Below are 22,131 nucleotides of genomic sequence, written 5' to 3'. Positions count from 1 at the left end.
CCGGCTAGGGTGACCGGACATGACCACGAATGATCAGACCGCTGCGTCTTTTGCCGTGCACATTGCGGATGTCGAGCTGGAGGCCGAGCCGCTCGACCCGGCGCAGATCGTCTCCGGCGACCCGGTGGTGACCGGCAAGGTGCTGTGGGAGTCCGCCGACGGCAAGCAGCTGCGCGGTATCTGGCAGATCACGCCGGGTGTGGTCACCGACACCGAGGCCAATGAGCTGTTCGTGGTCGTCAGCGGCCGCGCCACCGTCGAGGTCGAGGGCGGCGACACCCTGGAGATCGGCCCGGGCGACGCCGCCGTGCTGCGCGAGGGCGACCGCACCACCTGGACCGTGCACGAGACGCTGCGGAAGGCGTACCACATCACGCTCCCGTGACCACCGGCACGCGGCACGCGGCACGCGATACGTGGCCAGGCCGTCAGGCCTTCTTGACCGACCTGCGGGCGACGAGCGCGGCCATCGGCAGCAGTACGCAGACGCCGACGAGGTTGAGCCAGCCGTAGCTCGCCCGCGCCACGATGAGGCCGGCGGCGGCGCCACCGATGCCCGCCGCCGCGTTCATCGTCAGGTCCGACAGGCCCTGCACGGCGGCCCGGGCGGGCTGCGGCACCGAGTCGGTGAGCAGCGCGGAGCCGGAGACCAGCCCCGCGGACCAGCCGAGGCCCAGCAGGAAGAGCCCGGCGGCGGTCTGGCCGTGGCTGGGCCCCGCCGTGCCGGCGAGCAGCGCGGCACAGCACAGCAGCCCCACGGCGAGCCCGATCACGGAGAGCCTGCCGAACCGGTCCGCGAGCCAGCCCATCACCGGCGAGAACGCGTACATGCCCGCGATGTGGCCGCTGATGACCAGGCCGACCAGTTGCAGGCTCGCGCCGTGGTGCCCCAGGTCGACCGGGGTCATCACCATGATCGAGACCATCACGGTGTGCGACGCGGCGACCGTCACCAGAGCGAGCCGGGCCATCGGCGACGCCGCCACCGCGGCGATGCCGGCCTTCAGCGAGCGGCTCTGCGAGGTCCCGCTGTCCTGCGGGGCCAGCGCGCGGGCGGTGAGCAGCGGGTCGGGCCGCAGCAGCACCGCCACCACCAGCGCGGCGGCCGCGAAGATCCCGGCGGCGAAGAGGAAGGGGCCTGCCTCCTCGGGAATGGAGGTGCCCTTGAAGACCCGGCTCGCGGGCGCGGAGATGTTCGGGCCGAGCACGGAGCCGATCGTGGTGGCCCAGATGACGTGGGAGATGGCCCGGCCGCGCCGGTCGGGCTCGGCGAGGTCGGCCGCGGCGAACCGCGCCTGCAGCGTGGCCAACGAGCCCGCCCCGAAGGCCGCCATGCCGAGCAGCAGCAGGGCGAAGCTCTCTACGACCGAGGCGAGCACGACGATCCCCGCGCCCAGCGCGCCGATCACATACGCGAGGACGAGCCCGGCACGCCGCCCGCGCGCGTTCATCAGCGCGGCGAGCGGCAGCGACAGCAGGGCCGTGCCCGCCACGGAAGCGGTCGACGCGAGTCCGGACAGCGCCTCCGTGCCGCTCACGGCGGTGGCCAGCATCGGAGCCAGGGCGATGCCGATCGGCACCCCGAGGCCGCCCAGCATCTGACTGGCGATCAATACCGCGTTCGTACGGCGGCGGAGGGCGGTCAGCGCCTCCGGCCCGGGTATGTCAGGGGCGTCGAGGGTCGAAGTCACTGACGCAGTGTGCCAGGGCGTTCCCCCGCACGAAACGGGGAGTTCTCGGAACATCCGAAAGGAGGAGTCCTCAGAACAGCGGCTGCGGCAGCACGCCCTCCAGGGCCAGCAGCCGCCGCTTGGTCTCCAGGCCGCCGCCGAAGCCGCCGATGCCGCCGTCGCTCTCCACCACGCGGTGGCACGGCACCACGACCGGCAGCGGGTTGGCGCCCATCGCGATGCCCACGGCCTGGGCCGCGCCCGGGCTGCCGACCCGGCGGGCGAGGTCGCCGTACCCCACCACCGTGCCGTACGGCACGCCGGTGGCGAGCTCGCGCAGCACCTGGCGGTTGAAGCCGGATATCAGCGACCAGTCGAGCGGCAGCCCGAAGTCGCGCAGGTCACCCGCGAAGTAGGCCGCGAGCCGGCGTACCGGCTCGGCGAGCAGGGGGGAGTCCGGCGCGTGGACCGGCTCGGCGCCCAGGCGGGAGCCGAGCCGGTCCAGAGTCGTGTCGCGCACCGCCTCGGTGGCGTGGAAGGCCACGGTGACGAGCCCTTCGCCGGTCGCGGCGAGCAGCAGCGGACCGATGTCGCTGTCGACGACGGCCCACACGGCCGCACGCTGGTCCTGCGCAGTGGCGTTCATGTCGACCACCGTACGACCGGCCACTGACAACGCGGCCGGCCGACGGTGAAAGGGGTGGTCTCGAAAGGGGTGGTCCGTCAGTCCTCGCGCAGCGCCTTGCGCACGACGTCGGGCTTGTTGGTGATGATGCCGTCCACGCCGAAACCGGCCGCGCGCACCGCGCCCGGCGCGTCGTTGACGGTCCACGTGAAGATCTCCAGCGGCTTGCCGTGCGGGCCCTTGAGATCGTGGATCGCGGAGACGTAGTCGGCCGAGATGGAGGTGTGCGTCGAGTTGATCTGGTCGGCGAACCGCGCGTAGGAGGGCAGGTCGGCGACCGCGGGGGTGCCGAGGAAGCCGGTCTTCACATCAGGCCGCAGCTTGTGCACCGTCTTCACGCTGTCCGCGCTGAAGCTCTGGATGACCAGCCTGCTCTTGACGTGGCGCCGGTCGAGCCAGCCCTCCTTGTGCAGCACCTGAAGGCCCTGCTTCTCGATTCCCGGGTACAGCTCGGGCTTCTTGAACTCGAAGACCAGCTTCTGGTGGTTGTGCGAGACCCGCCGCATGTACTGCTTCAGGGTCGGCACGCGCTCACCGGCGAACTCCGGGCCGAACCAGCTGCCCGCGTCGAGTTTCGCTATCTCCGCCGCCGTGAAGTCCGCGACCTTCCACGGAGCGCGGTCGGGGAAGAGCTCCTCGACGTTCGTCGTCCGCTTCAGGGTGTCGTCGTGCATGATCACCAGCTCGCCGTCCTTGGTCCGCTGGACGTCGTTCTCGACCCAGCGGAACCCCATGGCGCGGGCCTTGTCGATGGCCGCGAGGGTGTTCTCCGGAGCGTAGGCCGAGGCGCCGCGGTGGGCGACGACCAGCGGCCTGTCGTGCCGGGCGGTGCCCGATGCCGCAGGGGCCGTGTGGGGCTGCGCGGTGGCGGCGGCGGTGGGGAGGACGAGTGCACCGGCTCCCAGGAGGGCGACGGTGGTGGCGGCAGCACGTGCGTACACGGGTACTCCTCGCGTCGTGTGATCGCGGACCGGTCGAGAGTGACAGTCCTCTGCCAACGGGAAACAGGTGCAGGATGGCCACAGGTTGAACGGAGTCATCACCGACGAGGACCCCGCGCGTGGGGAAAGCGATTCTTTGCCGGAAAATCGTTCGAACGTCCCGGCGTGAGCTTTACTCTCTGCCTCAGCCGACGGTCTTTCATATGACCGACGGTAGGGGGTATATGGGACGTTTCATTGCATTTGGGCACGAAAAGCGGAAGGGCTACCGCGCATGCAGGGCACGGTCGACGGGTTCAGCTACGGAGTCGTCACACCGGTGGTGGCCTATCTCATGGCCTGCCTCGGGGGCGCGCTCGGCCTGCGCTGCACGACCAGATCGCTGCTCCTCGCGCACTCCTGGCGGCCCGGCTGGCTCGCGCTCGGCTCGGCCGCGATCGGCTCCGGCATCTGGACCATGCACTTCGTGGCGATGATGGGCTTCACCGTGGAGGAGGCCCCGATCCACTACGACAAGGCGCTGACCTTCGCGAGTCTCGCCGTCGCCATCGTCATGGTCGGCATCGGCATCTTCATCGTCGGCTACCGCGGCGCCACGGGCACCGCCCTCTTCACCGGCGGAACGATCACGGGCCTCGGCATCGCCTCGATGCACTACCTCGGAATGGCCGGTATGCGTCTTCGCGGGACGCTGGAGTACGACACCCTGACCGTCGCCGCCTCCGTGGTGATCGCCATGGCCGCCGCGACCGCCGCGCTCTGGGCGGCGGGACAGGTCAGGGGAATCCTGTGGAGCCTCGGCGCCAGCCTCGTCATGGGCCTCGCCGTGAGCGGCATGCACTACATGGGCATGGCGGGGCTCAGCGTCCACCTGCACGACTCGGGGGCCACACCGCCCGGCGACTCGCCCGCCGAGATCCTCGCGCCCATGATGATCGGCCCGCTCGCCTTCCTGCTCCTCGCGGGCGTGATCGTGATGTTCGACCCGCTCATGGTGATGGGCGGCCAGGCGGACGTCAGGAAGCCCGCGAACGGCGGCCGCGCCCGGCAGTCCTACCCCGTCCCGCGCTCGGGCGACCGGCACGTGCCCGCCCGCCGCCGGACCCGGTCCAGGTCCCGCACCCGCCCCGGCTCCCGCTCCCCGCAGAACTGGTGACCGGGCCGCGCCACCGCTGACCCGGCCGGTGCCGGGCGGCCGATCCGGCCCGGTTGTCAGTGCGGGGTCGTACGGTTGATTCCATGCGGCCCGTATCCAAGATCGAACGCACGGTGGCACCTTTCGAGGTCGTCAGTCCGTACCAGCCCAGTGGCGACCAGCCGGCGGCCATCGCCGAGCTGGACCGCCGCATCCGCGCAGGTGAGAAGGATGTCGTCCTCCTCGGCGCGACCGGCACCGGCAAGTCGGCCACCACCGCGTGGATGATCGAGAAGCTCCAGCGCCCCACCCTCGTCATGGCGCCGAACAAAACGCTGGCCGCCCAGCTGGCGAACGAATTCCGCGAGCTCCTGCCGAACAACGCGGTGGAGTACTTCGTCTCGTACTACGACTACTACCAGCCCGAGGCGTACGTCCCGCAGTCCGACACCTACATCGAAAAGGACTCCTCGATCAACGAGGAGGTCGAGCGCCTGCGCCACTCCGCGACGAACTCGCTGCTCACCCGCCGTGACGTGATCGTGGTCGCCTCCGTCTCCTGCATCTACGGCCTCGGCACCCCGCAGGAGTACGTGGACCGGATGGTCCCGCTCAAGGTCGGCGACGAGATCGACCGCGACCAGCTCCTGCGCCGCTTCGTCGACATCCAGTACACGCGCAACGACCTGGCGTTCACCCGCGGCACCTTCCGCGTCCGCGGCGACACCATCGAGATCTTCCCGGTCTATGAAGAGCTCGCGGTCCGCATCGAGATGTTCGGCGACGAGATCGAGGCCCTCTCCACCCTCCACCCGCTCACCGGCGAGGTCATCAGCGACGACGACCACCTGTACGTCTTCCCGGCGTCCCACTACGTAGCGGGACCCGAGCGCCTGGAGAAGGCGGTCAACGGCATCGAGAAGGAGCTCACCGAGCGCCTCGCCGAGCTGGAGAAGCAGGGCAAGATGCTGGAGGCCCAGCGCCTGCGCATGCGCACCACGTACGACCTGGAGATGCTCCGCCAGATCGGCTCCTGCTCCGGCGTCGAGAACTACTCGATGCACTTCGACGACCGCGCCCCCGGCACCGCCCCCAACACCCTCCTGGACTACTTCCCCGAGGACTTCCTCCTCGTCCTGGACGAGTCGCACGTCACGGTCCCGCAGATCGGCGCGATGTACGAGGGCGACGCCTCCCGCAAGCGCACCCTCGTCGACCACGGCTTCCGGCTGCCCTCCGCGCTGGACAACCGCCCCCTGAAGTGGGAGGAGTTCCTCGGCCGTATCGGCCAGACGGTCTACCTCTCGGCCACCCCGGGGAAGTACGAGCTCTCGCGCGGCGACGGCTTCGTCGAGCAGATCATCCGCCCCACCGGCCTCGTCGACCCCGAGGTCGTCGTCAAGCCCACCGAGGGCCAGATCGACGACCTGGTGCACGAGATCCGCCTGCGCACCGAGAAGGACGAGCGCGTCCTCGTCACCACCCTCACCAAGAAGATGGCCGAGGACCTCACCGACTACTTCCTGGAGCTCGGCATCCAGGTCCGCTACCTCCACAGCGACGTCGACACGCTGCGCCGCGTCGAGCTCCTGCGCGAGCTGCGCGCCGGCGAGTACGACGTCCTGGTCGGCATCAACCTCCTCCGGGAGGGCCTCGACCTGCCCGAGGTCTCCCTGGTGGCGATCCTCGACGCCGACAAGGAGGGCTTCCTGCGCTCCGGGACCTCCCTGATCCAGACCATCGGCCGCGCCGCGCGCAACGTCTCGGGCCAGGTCCACATGTACGCCGACAAGATCACCCCGGCCATGGAGAAGGCCATCGACGAGACCAACCGCCGCCGGGAGAAGCAGATCGCGTACAACACCGAGAGGGGCATCGACCCGCAGCCGCTGCGCAAGAAGATCAACGACATCGTGTCGGCGATCGCGCGCGAAGAGGTCGACACCGAACAGCTCCTCGGCTCCGACTACCGCAAGCCCAAGGCGGGCAAGGGCGCCAAGGCCCCGGTGCCCTCGCTCGGCAGCGAGGCGGCCGCCCCCGCCAAGGCGAAGGCCAAGGGCAAGAAGGGCGCGGAGACGGTCCCGACCAACCGCCCCGCGGCCGAGCTGGCGGAGCAGATCGAGGAGATGACCGAGCGCATGCGCGCGGCCGCCGCCGACCTGCAGTTCGAGATCGCCGCCCGGCTGCGCGACGAGGTGTCCGAGATGAAGAAGGAGCTGCGCCAGATGAGGGAGGCGGGACAGGCCTAGAGAGCCGCCCGGGGGAGGGGTGGCGGCGTACTGCCCGGTCTGTTGCAAGACCGCCACAAAGTGTGACCCGCGGTGCTGCACCGCAGGTCGGCCTGCATAGGGTGCTGGGCAACCGCAAGAGGCGGTTGCCCAGGCAGTTCGAGAGGGGACAGCGCGTGACGGTCAACATGACCAAGGGTCAGGCCATCAGCCTGCAGAAGGACGACGGGGGCGCCCTGTCCGCGGTGCGCATGGGACTCGGGTGGCAGGCGGCCCCGCGCCGCGGCCTGTTCGGCTCGCGCACCCGCGAGGTCGACCTGGACGCCTCGGCGGTGCTGTTCGCGGACAAGCAGCCGGTGGACGTCGTGTTCTTCCGCCATCTGGTCAGCGACGACGGCTCGGTGCGGCACACCGGGGACAACCTCGTGGGCGGCGTCGGCCAGGGCGGGGACGACGAGGCGATCCTCGTCGACCTCCAGCGGGTCCCCGTCCACATCGACCAGATCGTCTTCACGGTGAACTCCTTCACCGGCCAGACCTTCCAGGAGGTGCAGAACGCGTTCTGCCGCCTGGTCGACGAGACCAACGGCCAGGAGCTCGCCCGCTACACCCTCGACGGCGGCGGCCAGTACACCGCGCAGATCATGGCGAAGGTGCACCGCGCGGGCACGGGCTGGCAGATGACGGCCATCGGCAACCCGGCCAACGGCCGCACCTTCCAGGACCTGATGCCGTCGATCCTGCCGCACCTGTAGGCATCACATGTAGGTGAGCACCATCCGTACGTACGAGGGGGAACGAACGCGATGACGGCCGAGCTGGTGCGGGGGCAGAACCACCCGCTTCCCGCGACCCGCCTGGAGATCCGCGTATCGGCCGGCCGGCCGGTCGTGGCGGGCGCCACGCTCGGCGACGACCGGGGCAGGGTCCGCGGTGTGGAGTGGGTGGCCCACCCGGGCTCGCCCACCCTGCCGGGCCTCGAAGTGTCCAAGCAGGCGGCGGCCGACCACCGCCTCGCCGTCGACCTCGACGCCCTGCCGGACACCGTCCACCGCGTCAGCGTCCTGCTGGCGCTGCCCGTCGGTGCCGGAGCCCCGGCCAGTTTCCGTGCCCTCGCCGCCCCCTTCGTGGCGGTCACCGGTCTCGACGGCACCGAGATCGCCAGCTACACCATCACCGACCTGGACGCCGAGTCCGCCGTCGTCGCCCTGGAGCTCTACCGCCGCCAGGCCGCCTGGAAGGTCCGCGCCATCGGGCAGGGCTACGCGGCAGGCCTCGCCGAGATGCTCACCGACCAGGGCCTGCCCCAGGCCCGCGAGCTGGCAGGCGCGATCAACGACGCCGTGGCCCAGGGCCTGGCCCGCTCGGTGGCGGTGCCGCCGCCCCGCCCCACCGACACCCGGGTGCGCACCGCGCCCCAGGGCCCGGCCACCACTGACCGGGCACCCCAGGCACCCACGGCCTCGGACCGGGCCGCGTCGCCGCAGGGACCCACGGCCTCAGACCGCGCCGCGACGCCTCAGGGACCCACGGCCTCGGACCGGGCCGCGGCGCCCCAGGGCCAGGCCGCCGCAGACGGCGCTTCCGCCCCGCCGGCCCCGCCCAGCGTCCCGGGCCCTGTCGACTACACCCACCCGGGGCGACGGCCGGCCACCGCGCCCCCGCCGCCACCGCCCGCCGTGCCCCCGGCCCAGCCCGGGCAGCCCGCCCAGCCCGTCGCCGGGGATGCCACCGGCTGGTCCCCGGAGGAGCGGCTCTACAACCAGGTGTGGGGCATGTTCGAAGACCTGGCCCGCACCACCGCGGCGTACCGGAGCGCCGTCGACTTCGCCGACTCCCGCATGGAGCAGGAGCTCGACAAGGTGCTCTCCGACCCGCGCAGCCGCATCGGAGGCGCGGCCGACCCCGCTCGGGAGGCCGCCCGCGCCCGGCACGCCGACCTCGTCGACCGGGCCAGGGCCGCCCTCGACCGCGACCTCGCCCAGCTCGCCGCCGAGGCCGACGTCGTCGAGCCCGCCCTCCCTCCGGCGTACGCGGCGTGGCACAGCCCCGCCTGGCACGCCTACCGCGCGCCCATGGAGATCCCCATGGCGCTGCGCCTCGGCGATCTGCACCTCCCCGAGCGTGTCGACCTCCGCATCCCGCTCCTCGTCCGGCTGCCCCTGGAGCGGGGCCTGTGGATCGACAGCGGCAAGGCCCTGACCAACCACGCCACCGACTCGACCGAGCTGCGGCGGCTGGCCGTCGACACCGCGGTCGCGCACGCGGCCCGGCTGCTCGCGGCCTATCCGGCGAACGAGTTCCAGGTGCACGTCATCGACGCGGCGGGAGCCGCCGCGCCCGCTCTCGCGCCGCTCGTGACGGCCGGTGTGCTCGCCGGGCCCCCGGCGTCCGGCGCGGCCGGCGTCTCCGAGGTGCTCGCCAAGCTGACCCAGCGCGTCGACCTGGTGCAGATGGCGGTCCGCGGCGGTGCCGCCGACGCGCTGCCCCCGGACCTGGACACCGCCGAGCAGCTCCTGATCGTCAACGACTTCCCGCACGGCTTCGACGACCGCGCCGTGACCCAGTTGCGCTACCTCGCGGACGAGGGCCCGGCCGTCGGTGTGCATCTCATGATGGTCGCCGACCGCGAGGACGCCGCCGAGTACGGCCCGCTGCTCGACCCCCTGTGGCGCGGGCTCCTGCGGCTGACGCCGGTGCCCGACGACCACCTGGCCGACCCGTGGGTCGGCCACGCGTGGACGTACGAACCACCCGTCGTCCCGCACGGCAGCCAGATCCTGCGGCGGCTCCTCGACCAGGTCGCCACGGCCCGGCGCAACGGCGGGCGTTGACGGCAAAGCGACTTTTGTACTCCGCTGACCAGGCATTTTGGCTTCTGTTTGCCATCTCCTTTACCAATGCTTGGTGTTTCGCGTACTCTTGCATCAGCGGAGGGGAGTACTCCCGGCTGCGACGTACCCGTCAATACGGACCGCCATCGGTCCCGGGGCGTCGGCCCGATCCATGGCGGTGACCGCCTCGGGTGGAAGAGACCTCCGGCAGCGACGACGCTGATCAGTAGCCGTACGAAGCCGGAGGCGCAGTGGACGTTTCAATGACCATGTGGGTGACGACCGTTCTCGGTCTGTGTGCCCTGATCGCGGTCGACTTCTTCATCGGGCGCAAGCCCCATGACGTGTCGATCAAGGAAGCCGGAGTCTGGACGGTCGTCTGGATCATCCTCGCGGCGCTCTTCGGCCTCGGCCTGCTGATCGCCGGCGAGAGCCAGGCGTCCGGCGAGTTCTTCGCGGGCTTCATCACCGAGAAGTCGCTCTCCGTCGACAACCTCTTCGTCTTCATCCTGATCATGGCGAAGTTCTCGGTGCCGAGCCATCTGCAGCAGCGTGTGCTGCTGTTCGGCGTGCTGATAGCGCTGGTCCTGCGCGCGATCTTCATCGCCGCCGGCGCCGCGGTCATCGCCAACTTCTCCTGGGTCTTCTACATCTTCGGCGCGTTCCTGATCTACACCGCCTGGAAGCTCATCCAGGAGGCCCGTGCCGACGAGGAGGAAGAGGACTGGGAGGAGAACCGCCTCCTGAAGTCCATCGAGAAGAAGTTCGGCGTCTCCGACCGGTACGAGGGCACGAAGCTGTTCGTCCGGAAGAACGGCAAGAAGATCATGACGCCCCTCATGGTCGTCATGCTCGCCATCGGCACCACCGACGTGCTCTTCGCGATGGACTCCATCCCCGCGATCTTCGGCCTCACCCAGGACCCGTACATCGTCTTCACGGCCAACGCCTTCGCCCTGATGGGCCTGCGGCAGCTGTACTTCCTCATCGGCGGCCTGCTCAGGAAGCTGGTCCACCTCAGCTACGGCCTGTCGGTGATCCTCGGCTTCATCGGTGTGAAGCTCGTCCTGCACGCCCTCCACGAGAACGGGGTGCATGTCCCCGAGATCTCCATCCCGGTCTCGCTCGGCGTCATCTGCGGCGTCCTGGTGATCACGACGATCACCAGCCTCATCGCCTCCAAGAAGCAGGAGCGGCAGGCCGCGGCCGAGGCCGCGGACGACACCCGCAAGGACAGCATCGAGGCCTGATCAAGGCCTGACGGTCAGCTCTCCCGCCCGGCACCGGGCGGGAGAGCACCGAGTAGCGGCACCCAGGCGCCCGGGGCAGCATCGAGTCATGGTCACTCGGCTCCGGGCGCTCGGCATGCAGTGGACGGCCGTGGTGCCGGTCCTCGCGATCCTTCTTCTCGCGCTCACCTGGGGGCGGGACTTGCCGGGCCCGGTCGTCGCCGTGGTCACGCTGGTCCTCGCCGGGGCGGTGCTCGCCGCCGTCCACCACGCCGAGGTGATCGCGCACCGCGTCGGCGAACCCTTCGGCTCGCTCGTCCTCGCGGTCGCCGTGACGATCATCGAGGTGGCCCTCATCGTCACCCTCATGGCCGACGGCGGCGACAAGAGCTCCACTCTCGCCCGCGACACCGTCTTCGCCGCCGTGATGATCACCTGCAACGGCATCGTCGGGCTCTGCCTCCTGGTCGGCGCGCTGCGCCACCGCACCGCCGTCTTCAACCCCGAGGGCACCGGCGCCGCCCTCGCGACCGTCGCGACCCTGGCCACGCTCTGCCTGGTCCTGCCGACGTTCACCACCACCAAACAGGGCCCCGAGTTCTCCACCGCCCAGCTGACCTTCGCCGCGGTCGCCTCCCTCGTCCTCTACGGCATCTTCGTCACCACCCAGACCGTGCGGCACCGCGAATACTTCCTGCCCCTCACCAAGCAGGGCGAAGTCATCGACACCGATGGCCACGGTGGGGGCCCCTCGTCCCGGGCGGCGCTGATGAGCCTCGGGCTGCTCGCACTGGCGCTGATCGGGGTGGTCGGCCTGGCCAAGGGCGTCTCCCCGACGATCGAGTCCGGCGTGGAGAGCGCCGGCATGCCGCACGCCGTCGTCGGCGTGATCATCGCGCTCCTCGTGCTGCTCCCGGAGACCATCGCGGCCGTGCGCGCCACCCGCCGCGACCGCGTGCAGACCAGCCTGAACCTCGCCCTCGGCTCGGCCATGGCCAGCATCGGGCTGACCATCCCGGCCGTCGCCGTCGCGTCCGTGTGGCTGTCGGGCCCGCTCGTGCTGGGCCTGAGCTCGACCCACATGGTGCTGCTCGCGCTCACCGTGATCGTCGGAACGCTCACGGTCGTGCCCGGGCGCGCCACGCCGCTGCAGGGCGGGGTCCACCTGGTGCTGTTCGCGGCGTTCCTGGAGCTCGCGGTCACCCCGTAGCGGCCGCCGGCTCGGGGCTCACGACCGGCCGTGTCTCCGGAAGCAGCGCGAAGCAGCCGAGGCTCAGCAGCGCGATGCCCGTCAGATACGCGGCCACACCCCACGGCTTCCCGTCCCCCTGCGCCGCCGCCGTCGCCACGATCGGGGTGAGCGCGCCCCCGAGCACCCCGCCGAGGTTGTAGCCGACCGCGGCGCCCGTGCAGCGCACCCGGGGCTCGTACAGCTCCGGCAGATACGCGCCGATCACCGCGAACATCGTGATGAACGCGAGCATCGCCACCAGGAACCCGGTGAACATCAGCAGCGGCTCCCCGGTCGAGAGCAGCGCGACCATCGGGAACATCCACAGGGCCGACGCGGCGCACCCGAGCAGGCACAGCGGCCGCCGTCCGTACCGGTCGCCGAGCACGGCCGCCACCGGCGTCAGGGCGCCCTTCACGAGCACCGCCGCCATCACGCAGGCCAGCATGACCGTGCGGCTGACGCCGAGCCGCTCCACGCCGTACGAGAGGGACCAGGTGGTCACGGCGTAGAACACCGCGTACCCGACGGCGAGTGCGCCCGCCGTCAGGAGTACGAGGCGCCAGTGTCCGCGCACCACTTCGGCGAGCGGCACGCGCGCGTGCTCACGCAGGCGCAGGAAGTCCGGGCTCTCCGCGAGCGAGGAGCGCAGCGCGAGGCCCGCCGCCACGAGCAGCCCCGCCGCCCAGAACGGCACGCGCCATCCCCAGGCCGCGAACTGCGCGTCGGTGAGCGTCGCCGACAGGGCGAGCATGACGCCGTTGGCGAGCAGGAATCCGATCGAGGGGCCGACCTGCGGGAAGCTCGCCCACAGGCCGCGCCGCTCGGGCGGCGCGTGCTCCGCGGTCAGCAGCACGGCGCCGCCCCACTCGCCCCCGAGTCCGAGCCCCTGCAGGAACCGCAGGACGAGGAGCAGCACGGGAGCGGCGGCTCCGATGGACCCGTACGTCGGTACGCAGCCGACCGCGACCGTGGCGACTCCGGTGAGCAGCAGCGACACGATGAGCACGGGCCGTCGCCCGTGCCGGTCACCGATGTGCCCGAAGAGGATGGAGCCGAGGGGCCGCGCGACGAAGCCCACTCCGAAGGTCGCGAAGGCGGCGAGCGTGCCCGCGAGCGGCGAGAAGGTGGGGAAGAACAGCGGCCCCAGGACCAGTGCGGCGGCCGTTCCGTAGATGAAGAAGTCGTAGAACTCGATGGCGGTCCCGGCGAGCGAGGCGGCCGCGAGCCGCGGCAGTGACGGCGGTGCGGCCGGGCGTGGGGGCTTCGTTTTGCGCATGCCGGATCAACTACCCACAGTCACTGCCAGTAACGCATGGCGACTGCCCTCGCTGTGACCGGCTAATAGGCCACGTCTAGTAGGTCACGTCTAGTCGTCTAGTAGGTCACGGTGATGCGGCGGGCCGGGCCGTCGACCCGCACGATTCCCCCGTAGGGGATGACGACTTGGGGATCGGTGTGCCCGAGGTCCACGTCGAAGACCGCCATGGTCCCCGGCGCGTACGCGGCGAGCGCCTTCTGGACGGCCTCGCGCTGCTCGCGGACGTACGCCGCCTTCCCGGCGGTGTCCGAGGGGCGCTGGAAGGACCAGGCCTTGGCGCGGCCCATCAGGAGGGCGGGGAAGCGGTGCAGCAGCCCGCGCTCGCCCATGTTCCGCAGGATGCGGAACACGTCGTCGGCGGCGGGCAGTTCCTCCGACGTCTCCAGGAACAGGACGCAGCCGTCGTACGCCGACAGGTCCCGCTGGATCTCGCGGTCCGCCATCAGGAGCCAGGAGAGTATCTCCAGGTTGCCGCCCCAGGAGCGGCCCTCCACGACCCGCTCGGGCCCGTGCCAGAGCCAGCCGCCGCCCGGCTCCGTGGACGGTTCCGCCAGGAGGAGCGCGGGGTCCTCCCAGGGCAGGTCGACGTCGCGATAGCGCTCGGCGGGACGCAGTTCGTAGGGGCCTGAGGTGAAGAGCGCGGCGCGCAGCGAGTCCGCGGTCTGCGGTGCCATGGCGCCGGGGCGGCCGAGCTCGCACATGACGGACGCGCCGTGATAGCCGACGATGCCGGACTGCCACAGATGGGCGAGCAGATTGGTGTTGTCGCTCCAGCCGAAGAACGGCTTCGGGTGCGCGCGGATCAACTCCCGGTCCAGGTACGGCAGGACGGTGATCTGGTCGTCGCCGCCGATGCTCGCGATGACCGCCTTGACGGTCGGATCGGTGAACGCCGCGTGCAGGTCGTCGGCCCGCTCCCGGGGTGTCGAACCCATCTTCCGGGTCGTCGGATACTCGACGGGTTCCAGGCCGAACTCCTCGCGGAGGCGCTTCAGGCCCAGTTCGTAGGGGAGCGGGAAGAGTTCGGGCAGCCCGCTGGAGGGGGAGAGCACGGCGACGCGGTCGCCCGGCGAGGGCTTCGGCGGGTACACGGGTTCGACGATCATGACGGGAGCGTAGGCGGGCACTACGGAGAGCGCATCCGACTTCGGGCCCCTCCCGCGCGCGGGAGGCGTGATAGACCTCCCTTATGACGCGCAGCCTCGCCACCGCCCCGATCATGGTCCTGAACGGCCCGAACCTGAACCTCCTCGGCCTCCGCCAGCCGGAGATCTACGGCACGGACACCCTCGCCGACGTCGAGACCCTGTGCGCCAAGGCGGCGGCCGCGCACGGCGGCACCGTGGACCTGCGACAGAGCAACCACGAGGGCGAGTTGGTCGACTGGATCCACGAGGCGCGCGAGCACCACGTGGGCATCGTCATCAACCCCGCGGCCTACTCCCACACGTCCGTCGCGATCCTGGACGCGCTCAACACCTGTGACGGAATGCCGGTGTTGGAGGTGCACATCTCCAACATTCACCAGCGCGAGGCGTTCCGGCACCACAGCTACGTCTCGCAGCGCGCCGACGGCGTCATCGCGGGCTGCGGTGTGCAGGGGTACGCGTTCGCGGTGGAGCGGGTCGCGGCGCTGGTCGCCGCCCGCGCCTGACGCGTACGCGCGCCCCTCGGTTCACCAGCCCCGCGCGCGCCACTCGGCGAGATGCGGCCGCTCGGCGCCGAGCGTCGTGTCGCCGCCGTGGCCGGGATAGACCCACGTCTCGTCCGAGAGCGTCCCGAAGATCTTCGTCTCGACGTCGTCGATGAGGCTCGCGAAGGCCTTCGGGTCCTTCCACGTGTTGCCGACGCCGCCCGGGAAGAGGCAGTCGCCGGTGAACACGTGCGCGTGGCCGTGCGGGTCGTCGTAGACGAGCGCGATCGAGCCGGGGGTGTGGCCCACCAGGTGGCGCGCGGTCAGCGTGACCCGACCGACCGTGATGGTGTCGCCGTCGTCGACCAGGACGTCCGTCGGGACGGGGATGCCCGCGGCGTCCTCGCGGCCCGCGTAGGTCCGCGCGCCGGTCGCCGAGACGACGTCGGCGAGGGCCTGCCAGTGGTCGCCGTGCTGATGCGTGGTGACGACGGACGCGATGCCGTCGTCACCGATCAGCGTCAGCAGCGTCCCGGCGTCGTTCGCCGCGTCGATCAGCAGCTGCTCGCCGGTGGCCCGGCAGCGCAGCAGGTAGGCGTTGTTGTCCATCGGCCCGACCGCGACCTTCGAGATCATCAGGTCCGGCAGCTCGTGCACATCCGCGGGTCCGCCGACCTTCACCGCTCCGCTGTACGTCATGTGCGTCAGCCTATAGCGGGGGCAGGGCGGGCAGGAGGCCGCCTTCGGCCGTGAGTGCGGAGCCGTCGCGCCGGCCGGCGAGCCAGCCGACCAGGTCGGGCGCGGACCCGGAGACGGTGACCTCGGCGTCGCCCCGGCGGCCGGTGCTCCAGGTGTGCGTGCCGTTCGTGATCCAGGTGGGCGGCACGTCGGGGTTCCCCGCGAAGCGTGCCGTCAGGAACGTGATCTCCCGCTGCACGAACTCCTCGGGCAGGTCCTCCAGCTCGTAGCCGACGCCGAGGTCGACGTGGTGCAGCTCGACCTCCACCCACCGCCGGAACGGCACCCGCGACGCGGAGTCGGTCACGCCATTGCGCATCGTGATCGTCCGGGACCAGTCGGCGGGGACCGCGGCCTGCGCCTCGAAGCGGCCCGCGCTCTCCCGCACGTCGTCGAGCTGCACGCCCAGCGGCCGCGGGGCGTCGCGCGCGATGTCGGCGTCCCGCGCCTCCGCGCTGACGTACATCGGCCGGCCGGCCAGGACGTTCACCAGGGCGTCCGCGTTCCGCGCGAGGTGGGCGAGGACGTGGCCGCGGGTCCAGCCCGGGAGCCGGGACGGCTCGGAGATCGCGGCACTGTCCCATTTCGCCGCTGCGCTGAGCAGCCGTTCGGTCGCGTCCCGTACAGACGCCAGGTCGCGCACATGATCAATCATGCGGTCGACGATAGCTGCGCCACACGTTCGGGTGAAGAGCTCCGGAGCCGACCGTAATTCGAATGCACGTGCTATATGGTCGAGAGAGGCATCGGGCATTCTTGAAGGTCCGGGTTTGTTGTGCATGTGGAACCAGGGAAGCAGCCCGGCGTTGTCAGTGGCTCGCCCTAGTCTGTGAACGACCGGGGTTCTGCCCCTGTCACCACTCTCAAGAAAGGTGCGGACCGGCGTGGCCGACCGTCTCATCGTCCGTGGCGCGCGCGAGCACAATCTCAAGAACGTCTCGCTCGACCTCCCGCGTGACTCCCTCATCGTCTTCACCGGACTCTCCGGGTCGGGCAAGTCCTCGCTCGCGTTCGACACGATCTTCGCCGAGGGCCAGCGGCGGTACGTCGAGTCCCTCTCCTCGTACGCCCGGCAGTTCCTCGGTCAGATGGACAAGCCGGACGTCGACTTCATCGAGGGCCTCTCCCCGGCGGTCTCCATCGACCAGAAGTCGACCTCGCGCAACCCGCGCTCGACGGTCGGCACGATCACCGAGGTCTATGACTACCTGCGCCTGCTCTTCGCGCGCATCGGCAAGCCGCACTGTCCCGAGTGCGGCCGCCCCATCTCCCGCCAGTCGCCGCAGGCCATCGTCGACAAGGTCCTTGAGCTGCCCGAGGGCAGCCGCTTCCAGGTCCTGTCGCCGCTGGTGCGCGAGCGCAAGGGCGAGTTCGTCGACCTCTTCGCCGACCTGCAGACGAAGGGGTACTCCCGCGCGCGGGTCGACGGACAGACCATCCAGCTCTCCGAGCCGCCCACGCTCAAGAAGCAGGAGAAGCACACCATCGAGGTGGTCGTCGACCGCCTCACGGTGAAGGACTCCGCCAAGCGCCGCCTGACCGACTCCGTGGAGACCGCCCTCGGCCTCTCCGGCGGCATGGTCGTGCTCGACTTCGTCGACCTCGCCGAGGACGACCCCGAGCGCGAGCGCATGTACTCGGAGCACCTCTACTGCCCGTACGACGACCTGTCCTTCGAAGAGCTGGAGCCCCGCTCCTTCTCCTTCAACTCGCCCTTCGGCGCCTGCCCCGACTGCACCGGCATCGGCACGCGCATGGAGGTCGACCCCGAGCTGATCGTCCCGGACGAGGACAAGTCGCTCGACGAGGGCGCCATCCACCCCTGGTCGCACGGCCACACCAAGGAATACTTCGGCCGGCTCGTCGGAGCCCTCGCCGACGCCCTCGGCTTCTCCACCGACATGCCGTGGGCCGGACTCCCGCAGCGCGCCAAGAAGGCCCTCCTGTACGGCCACAAGACCCAGATCGAGGTCCGCTACCGGAACCGGTACGGCCGCGAGCGGGTCTACACCACCGCCTTCGAAGGTGCCGTCCCCTTCGTCAAGCGCCGCCACAGCGAGGCCGAGAGCGACGCCAGCCGCGAGCGCTTCGAGGGCTACATGCGCGAGGTGCCCTGCCCCACCTGTGAGGGCACCCGCCTCAAGCCGATCGTCCTGGCCGTCACGGTCATGGGGAAGTCGATCGCCGAGGTCTCCGCGATGTCCATCAGCGACTGCGCGGACTTCCTCGCCGAGCTGAGGCTGGGCGCCCGCGACAAGAAGATCGCCGAGCGCGTCCTCAAGGAGGTCAACGAGCGGCTGCGCTTCCTGGTCGACGTCGGCCTGGACTACCTCTCGCTGAACCGCGCCGCGGGCACCCTCTCCGGAGGCGAGGCCCAGCGCATCCGCCTGGCCACCCAGATCGGCTCCGGCCTGGTCGGTGTCCTGTACGTCCTGGACGAGCCGTCCATCGGCCTCCACCAGCGCGACAACCACCGCCTGATCGAGACCCTCGTCCGCCTGCGCGACATGGGCAACACCCTCATCGTCGTCGAGCACGACGAGGACACGATCAAGGTCGCCGACTGGGTCGTCGACATCGGCCCCGGCGCGGGCGAGCACGGCGGAAAGGTCGTGCACAGCGGCTCCATGAAGGAGCTCCTCGCCAACGACAAGTCCATCACCGGTCAGTACCTCTCGGGCAAGAAGGCCATCCCGGTGCCGGACATGCGCCGCCCGGCCGACCCGTCCCGGCAGCTGACGGTGCACGGCGCCCGGGAGAACAACCTCCAGGACATCGACGTCTCCTTCCCGCTCGGCGTGCTCACGGCGGTCACCGGCGTCTCCGGCTCCGGCAAGTCGACGCTGGTCAACGACATCCTCTACACCCACCTGGCCCGTGAGCTGAACGGCGCCAGGTCCGTCCCCGGCCGCCACACGCGCGTGGAGGGCGACGACCTCGTCGACAAGGTCGTCCACGTCGACCAGTCGCCCATCGGCCGCACCCCGCGGTCGAACCCGGCGACGTACACCGGAGTCTTCGACCACGTCCGCAAGCTCTTCGCGGAGACCATGGAGGCGAAGGTGCGGGGCTATCTCCCCGGGCGCTTCTCCTTCAACGTCAAGGGCGGCCGCTGCGAGAACTGCTCCGGTGACGGCACCATCAAGATCGAGATGAACTTCCTCCCGGACGTGTACGTCCCGTGCGAGGTCTGCCACGGTGCGCGGTACAACCGCGAGACGCTGGACGTGCACTACAAGGGCAAGTCCATCGCCGAGGTCCTCGACATGCCCATCGAGGAGGCGCTCGACTTCTTCGAGGCCGTGCCCGCCATCGCCCGTCACCTGAGGACGCTCAACGACGTCGGCCTCGGTTACGTGCGCCTCGGCCAGTCGGCGCCCACGCTCTCCGGAGGCGAGGCCCAGCGCGTGAAGCTGGCCTCCGAGCTCCAGAAGCGGTCGACGGGCCGGACCGTGTACGTCCTGGACGAGCCGACCACCGGTCTCCACTTCGAGGACATCAGCAAGCTGATCACGGTCCTCTCCGGCCTTGTCGACAAGGGCAACACGGTCATCGTCATCGAGCACAACCTCGACGTGATCAAGACCGCGGACTGGGTCGTCGACATGGGCCCCGAGGGGGGCAACGGCGGCGGTCTCGTCGTCGCCGAGGGCACCCCCGAGGAGGTCGCGGGAGTGCCGGCCAGCCACACCGGCAAGTTCCTGCGGGACATCATCTCGGCCGACCGGATCAGTGACGCGATGCCCTCGCAGGGGCGTGGGGGCGGTAAGGGCGCCGCTAAGAAGTCCGCCGCCAAGAAGACCGCGGCCAAGAAGACGGTGGCCGCGAGCGCTGTGGCCGTCAAGAAGACGGCCACGGCCCGGACGGACACCCCCGCGAAGAAGGCCGCCTCTACGAAGGCGTCCGCCAGCACTCGGAAGGCGGCCGCCGCGAAGAAGACGGCAGCTCCGAAGAAGGCAGCCGCTACCAAGAAGACGGTCGCCACCAAGAAGGCGACCGCCGCGAAGAAGACGACGCGGGCCCGCAAGGCCTGAGCAGGTCCGCTGGGCCTGCCTGAGCGGGTCCGCTCGGCTGGGGTCGGTTCGGTAAGGCCTTGCGGGATCGGTTGACCGGGTCCGCAGGGTCCGGGGCGGGTCGGGTCGGCAAGGCCTGATCGGGTCCGCAGGGCCTGGCCGGGTCCGCACGGCGTGGCCGTATTCGCGCGGGCCGGCCCGGCCGCCCGGGCCCGATCGAAGCGCCCCGCCCCCACCTGGGGCGGGGCGCTTCGCGCTGTCCGGACGGGGGCGGGCGGCGGCCCGAACACGTCTTGTCGGGTGCCGCGTTCCCGTGGTCGGCTTGGCACATGCCCGTACGCAGCGAACGCGCAGGCCTCGTCACCACCATCGTGCTGTCCCGCCCCGCCGCGCGGAACGCCGTCGACGGCCCCACCGCCCGCGCCCTCGCCGATGCCTTCCGCGCCTTCGAAGCCGACCCGGACGCCGCCGTCGCCGTCCTGTGGGGCGAGGGTGGCACCTTCTGCGCCGGCGCGGACCTCAAGGCCATCGGAACCCCCGACGGCAACGAGGTGTCCGAGGAAGGCGACGGCCCCATGGGCCCCACCCGGATGCGCCTGTCCAAACCGGTGATCGCGGCGATCTCCGGCCACGCCGTCGCGGGAGGCCTCGAACTCGCCCTCTGGTGCGACCTGCGCGTCGCCGAGGAGGACGCCGTCCTCGGGGTGTTCTGCCGCCGCTGGGGAGTCCCGCTCATCGACGGCGGGACGGTGCGGCTGCCCCGCCTCATCGGGGAGGGACGCGCCCTGGACCTCATCCTGACCGGCCGCCCCGTCGGCGCCGCGGAGGCGCTCGGCATGGGGCTGGTGAACCGGACCGTCCCCGTCGGTACCTCGCGCGCCGCGGCCGAGCGCCTCGCCGCCGAGATCGCCGCGTTCCCGCAGACCTGCCTGCGGCACGACCGGCTCTCCCTGCTCGAACAGAGCGGCCTGCCCGAACGGGAGGCGATGGCCGGCGAGCTGCGCCACGGCCTGCACTCCCTGGCCGGGGCAGCCGAGGGCGCGGCACGCTTCGCCGCGGGAGCGGGCCGGCACGGAGTATTCACGGACCGCTGAGAACGCCCCCGCCCCGCGCGACTCCCTGGCTTGGCGTGACCTCTGCCTCGGCGTGACCTCTGCGCCGGCGTGGCCTCCTGCCTCCGTGACTCCCTGCCCGGCGTAGCCTCCTGCCCCCGCGACTCTCTGCCTAGGCGTCACCCCTGCCCTGGCGTGGCTTTCTGCTCCCGCGTGCTCCCTGCCTCGGCGTCACCCCTGTCCCGGCGTGGCCTTCTCCTCCCCGCGGCTCCCTGCCCCAGCGTCGCCTCCTGCCCCCGCGACTCCCAGGCCCGGCGTCGCCTCCCGCCCCCGTGACCCCCTGCCCCGGCGCACCTCCCTACCCCCGTGTGGCTCCGAAGGCATCGAGCCCTACGGCCCGAGCCCCATGGCGGAGCCCCGCGGCGGCCCCTCAGGCCAGTTCCGCCGCGTACGGCGGCTCCGCTCCTGCGCGCGAGCAGGTCAGGGCCGCCGCGCGTGTCGCGAACCGCAGTACGTCGGTCCAGGTCTCGGTGCCGAGACCGGCCAGCGCCTCCGGTGACAGCGCGTCCCGGGCCGAAAGGCCGTGCAGCAGCGCCGCGTTGACGGTGTCGCCCGCGCCGATCGTGTCCACCACGTCGACCGCCTCGCCGGGTACGCGGAGCTCCGTGCCGTTCCGCGTGTACAGCGACAGGCCGTCGCCGCCCCGGGTGACGACCACCGCGGCGGGCCCCGAGGCCAGCCACTCGTGCGGGGTGCCGCCGAGCCAGTCGGCGTCCTCCTGCGACAGCTTGAGGAGCGAGACCGACGGCAGCCAGCTCTTGAACCGCGCCCGGTAGGCGTCCGCGTCCGGGATCAGACCGGCCCGTACGTTGGGGTCGAGGGCGGTGAAGACGCCGCGTGCCGCCGCCCGGCGCATCAGTTCCTCGTACGCGCTCGCGCCCGGCTCCAGGACGAGCGAGCAGGTGCCGAACGACATCGCCCGTACGCCGTCGGGGAGCCGGTCGGGGGCCTCGAAGAGCCGGTCGGCCGTGCCCTCGACATAGAAGGTGTACCCGGCCGAGCCGTCCGCGCCGATCGAGGCGACGGCGAGCGTCGTCGGTTCCTGGCCGCGCTGCACGGGCAGTCCGTCGGCGGCGACCTCCACGCCGGCCGCCCGCAACCCGTCGAGCAGCGCCTCGCCGAACGCGTCCCGCGAGACGCGCGAGCAGAACGCGACGGGGGAGCCGAGCCGGCCGAGCGCCACGGCGGTGTTGTACGGGCCGCCGCCGAGCCGCGGCGCGAGCACGGGCAGCCCCGCGCCGCCCGCCGCCTCCGCGCCCGCCCCCTCGTCCGTTCCGCCGCCCACTCCCTGCGGTACGAGGTCGATCAGGGCCTCTCCTGCGACGACAATCACGGGTGGTTCCTCTCGGGCGCTGTCTGGG

At 71.2% G+C, this 22,131-nt stretch carries 18 protein-coding genes; 10 read left to right on the top strand and 8 right to left on the bottom strand.

What is annotated here, in order from left to right:
- Positions 1 to 19 precede the first annotated feature (19 nt).
- A complete protein-coding gene (locus AB0H82_RS23005; protein WP_362995535.1) occupies positions 20 to 385 on the top strand; it encodes a cupin domain-containing protein in 366 nt (121 codons plus the stop codon).
- Positions 386 to 428: 43 nt separating this feature from the next.
- Here AB0H82_RS23005 and AB0H82_RS23000 read toward each other — a convergent pair whose 3' ends face one another.
- The 3 genes from AB0H82_RS23000 to AB0H82_RS22990 all read right to left on the bottom strand — a co-directional run bounded on the left by AB0H82_RS23000 (position 429) and on the right by AB0H82_RS22990 (position 3,296).
- Positions 429 to 1,691, bottom strand: coding sequence for an MFS transporter (locus AB0H82_RS23000; protein ID WP_362995534.1), 1,263 nt, complete (start codon positions 1,689 to 1,691; stop codon positions 429 to 431).
- A 70-nt stretch (positions 1,692 to 1,761) separates the two neighbouring features.
- Positions 1,762 to 2,316: a methylated-DNA--[protein]-cysteine S-methyltransferase gene (locus AB0H82_RS22995; protein WP_362995532.1), complete on the bottom strand. Its 555-nt coding sequence runs from the start codon at positions 2,314 to 2,316 to the stop codon at positions 1,762 to 1,764.
- Between the two features lie 77 nt (positions 2,317 to 2,393).
- Positions 2,394 to 3,296, bottom strand: coding sequence for a glycerophosphodiester phosphodiesterase family protein (locus AB0H82_RS22990; protein ID WP_362995530.1), 903 nt, complete (start codon positions 3,294 to 3,296; stop codon positions 2,394 to 2,396).
- A 274-nt stretch (positions 3,297 to 3,570) separates the two neighbouring features.
- On the opposite strand from AB0H82_RS22990, the gene AB0H82_RS22985 reads away from it, so the two are divergent.
- From AB0H82_RS22985 to AB0H82_RS22960, 6 genes are all read left to right on the top strand, one after another.
- Positions 3,571 to 4,452 (top strand): MHYT domain-containing protein, encoded by an 882-nt coding sequence (locus tag AB0H82_RS22985; protein WP_362995528.1) that lies wholly within the window; start codon positions 3,571 to 3,573, stop codon positions 4,450 to 4,452.
- A gap of 83 nt (positions 4,453 to 4,535) precedes the next feature.
- A complete protein-coding gene (gene uvrB / locus AB0H82_RS22980; protein ID WP_362995526.1) occupies positions 4,536 to 6,680 on the top strand; it encodes an excinuclease ABC subunit UvrB in 2,145 nt (714 codons plus the stop codon).
- Positions 6,681 to 6,835: 155 nt separating this feature from the next.
- Positions 6,836 to 7,414, top strand: a complete 579-nt coding sequence (locus AB0H82_RS22975; protein WP_219692232.1) for a TerD family protein — start codon at positions 6,836 to 6,838, stop codon at positions 7,412 to 7,414.
- 51 nt (positions 7,415 to 7,465) lie between these two features.
- A complete protein-coding gene (locus AB0H82_RS22970; RefSeq protein WP_362995524.1) occupies positions 7,466 to 9,493 on the top strand; it encodes a TerD family protein in 2,028 nt (675 codons plus the stop codon).
- Between the two features lie 251 nt (positions 9,494 to 9,744).
- Positions 9,745 to 10,743 (top strand): TerC family protein, encoded by a 999-nt coding sequence (locus AB0H82_RS22965; protein ID WP_362995522.1) that lies wholly within the window; start codon positions 9,745 to 9,747, stop codon positions 10,741 to 10,743.
- A gap of 88 nt (positions 10,744 to 10,831) precedes the next feature.
- Positions 10,832 to 11,932, top strand: a complete 1,101-nt coding sequence (locus AB0H82_RS22960; protein ID WP_362995520.1) for an ionic transporter y4hA — start codon at positions 10,832 to 10,834, stop codon at positions 11,930 to 11,932.
- Here AB0H82_RS22960 and AB0H82_RS22955 read toward each other — a convergent pair.
- Both AB0H82_RS22955 and AB0H82_RS22950 read right to left on the bottom strand, forming a co-directional pair.
- Complete coding sequence (locus tag AB0H82_RS22955; RefSeq protein WP_362995518.1) at positions 11,922 to 13,232, bottom strand: MFS transporter; 1,311 nt, start codon at positions 13,230 to 13,232, stop codon at positions 11,922 to 11,924. The two genes, AB0H82_RS22960 and AB0H82_RS22955, sit on opposite strands and share 11 nt — an antisense overlap.
- A gap of 98 nt (positions 13,233 to 13,330) precedes the next feature.
- Positions 13,331 to 14,377 (bottom strand): S66 peptidase family protein, encoded by a 1,047-nt coding sequence (locus AB0H82_RS22950; protein WP_362995611.1) that lies wholly within the window; start codon positions 14,375 to 14,377, stop codon positions 13,331 to 13,333.
- An 86-nt stretch (positions 14,378 to 14,463) separates the two neighbouring features.
- Between AB0H82_RS22950 and aroQ the strand changes: the two genes are divergently transcribed.
- Complete coding sequence (gene aroQ / locus AB0H82_RS22945) at positions 14,464 to 14,928, top strand: type II 3-dehydroquinate dehydratase (protein WP_362995516.1); 465 nt, start codon at positions 14,464 to 14,466, stop codon at positions 14,926 to 14,928.
- 21 nt (positions 14,929 to 14,949) lie between these two features.
- Here aroQ and AB0H82_RS22940 read toward each other — a convergent pair whose 3' ends face one another.
- Both AB0H82_RS22940 and AB0H82_RS22935 read right to left on the bottom strand, forming a co-directional pair.
- Positions 14,950 to 15,606, bottom strand: coding sequence for an MBL fold metallo-hydrolase (locus AB0H82_RS22940; RefSeq protein ID WP_362995514.1), 657 nt, complete (start codon positions 15,604 to 15,606; stop codon positions 14,950 to 14,952).
- A 10-nt stretch (positions 15,607 to 15,616) separates the two neighbouring features.
- Positions 15,617 to 16,300 (bottom strand): maleylpyruvate isomerase family mycothiol-dependent enzyme, encoded by a 684-nt coding sequence (locus AB0H82_RS22935; RefSeq protein ID WP_362995512.1) that lies wholly within the window; start codon positions 16,298 to 16,300, stop codon positions 15,617 to 15,619.
- 229 nt (positions 16,301 to 16,529) lie between these two features.
- Here AB0H82_RS22935 and uvrA point away from each other — a divergent pair, with 229 nt between their 5' ends.
- Entirely contained in the window at positions 16,530 to 19,679 is a 3,150-nt protein-coding gene (gene uvrA / locus AB0H82_RS22930; protein WP_362995510.1) for an excinuclease ABC subunit UvrA, read from the top strand.
- Between the two features lie 308 nt (positions 19,680 to 19,987).
- Positions 19,988 to 20,752 (top strand): crotonase/enoyl-CoA hydratase family protein, encoded by a 765-nt coding sequence (locus AB0H82_RS22925; protein ID WP_362995508.1) that lies wholly within the window; start codon positions 19,988 to 19,990, stop codon positions 20,750 to 20,752.
- A 388-nt stretch (positions 20,753 to 21,140) separates the two neighbouring features.
- Here AB0H82_RS22925 and AB0H82_RS22920 read toward each other — a convergent pair whose 3' ends face one another.
- Positions 21,141 to 22,103, bottom strand: a complete 963-nt coding sequence (locus AB0H82_RS22920; RefSeq protein WP_362995506.1) for a carbohydrate kinase — start codon at positions 22,101 to 22,103, stop codon at positions 21,141 to 21,143.
- Between the last annotated feature and the right edge of the window lie 28 nt (positions 22,104 to 22,131).

Source organism: Streptomyces sp. NPDC050732 (assembly GCF_040654255.1).
Lineage (GTDB): Bacteria > Actinomycetota > Actinomycetes > Streptomycetales > Streptomycetaceae > Streptomyces.
The sequence above is the reverse complement of the archived record's forward strand: the minus strand, read 5'-3'. Positions and strand labels throughout refer to the sequence as shown.

Excerpts from the sequence above, each read along its gene's own strand:
- AB0H82_RS22925 (WP_362995508.1), top strand. The coding sequence starts at position 19,988 with ATGCCCGTACGCAGCGAACGCGCAGGCCTCGTCACCACCATCGTGCTG.
- AB0H82_RS22960 (WP_362995520.1), top strand. The coding sequence starts at position 10,832 with ATGGTCACTCGGCTCCGGGCGCTCGGCATGCAGTGGACGGCCGTGGTG.
- AB0H82_RS22995 (WP_362995532.1), bottom strand. The coding sequence starts at position 2,316 with ATGAACGCCACTGCGCAGGACCAGCGTGCGGCCGTGTGGGCCGTCGTC.
- AB0H82_RS22955 (WP_362995518.1), bottom strand. The coding sequence starts at position 13,232 with ATGCGCAAAACGAAGCCCCCACGCCCGGCCGCACCGCCGTCACTGCCG.
- AB0H82_RS22985 (WP_362995528.1), top strand. The coding sequence starts at position 3,571 with ATGCAGGGCACGGTCGACGGGTTCAGCTACGGAGTCGTCACACCGGTG.
- AB0H82_RS22940 (WP_362995514.1), bottom strand. The coding sequence starts at position 15,606 with ATGACGTACAGCGGAGCGGTGAAGGTCGGCGGACCCGCGGATGTGCAC.
- AB0H82_RS23005 (WP_362995535.1), top strand. The coding sequence starts at position 20 with ATGACCACGAATGATCAGACCGCTGCGTCTTTTGCCGTGCACATTGCG.
- uvrB (WP_362995526.1), top strand. The coding sequence starts at position 4,536 with ATGCGGCCCGTATCCAAGATCGAACGCACGGTGGCACCTTTCGAGGTC.
- AB0H82_RS22935 (WP_362995512.1), bottom strand. The coding sequence starts at position 16,300 with ATGATTGATCATGTGCGCGACCTGGCGTCTGTACGGGACGCGACCGAA.
- AB0H82_RS22970 (WP_362995524.1), top strand. The coding sequence starts at position 7,466 with ATGACGGCCGAGCTGGTGCGGGGGCAGAACCACCCGCTTCCCGCGACC.
- aroQ (WP_362995516.1), top strand. The coding sequence starts at position 14,464 with ATGACGCGCAGCCTCGCCACCGCCCCGATCATGGTCCTGAACGGCCCG.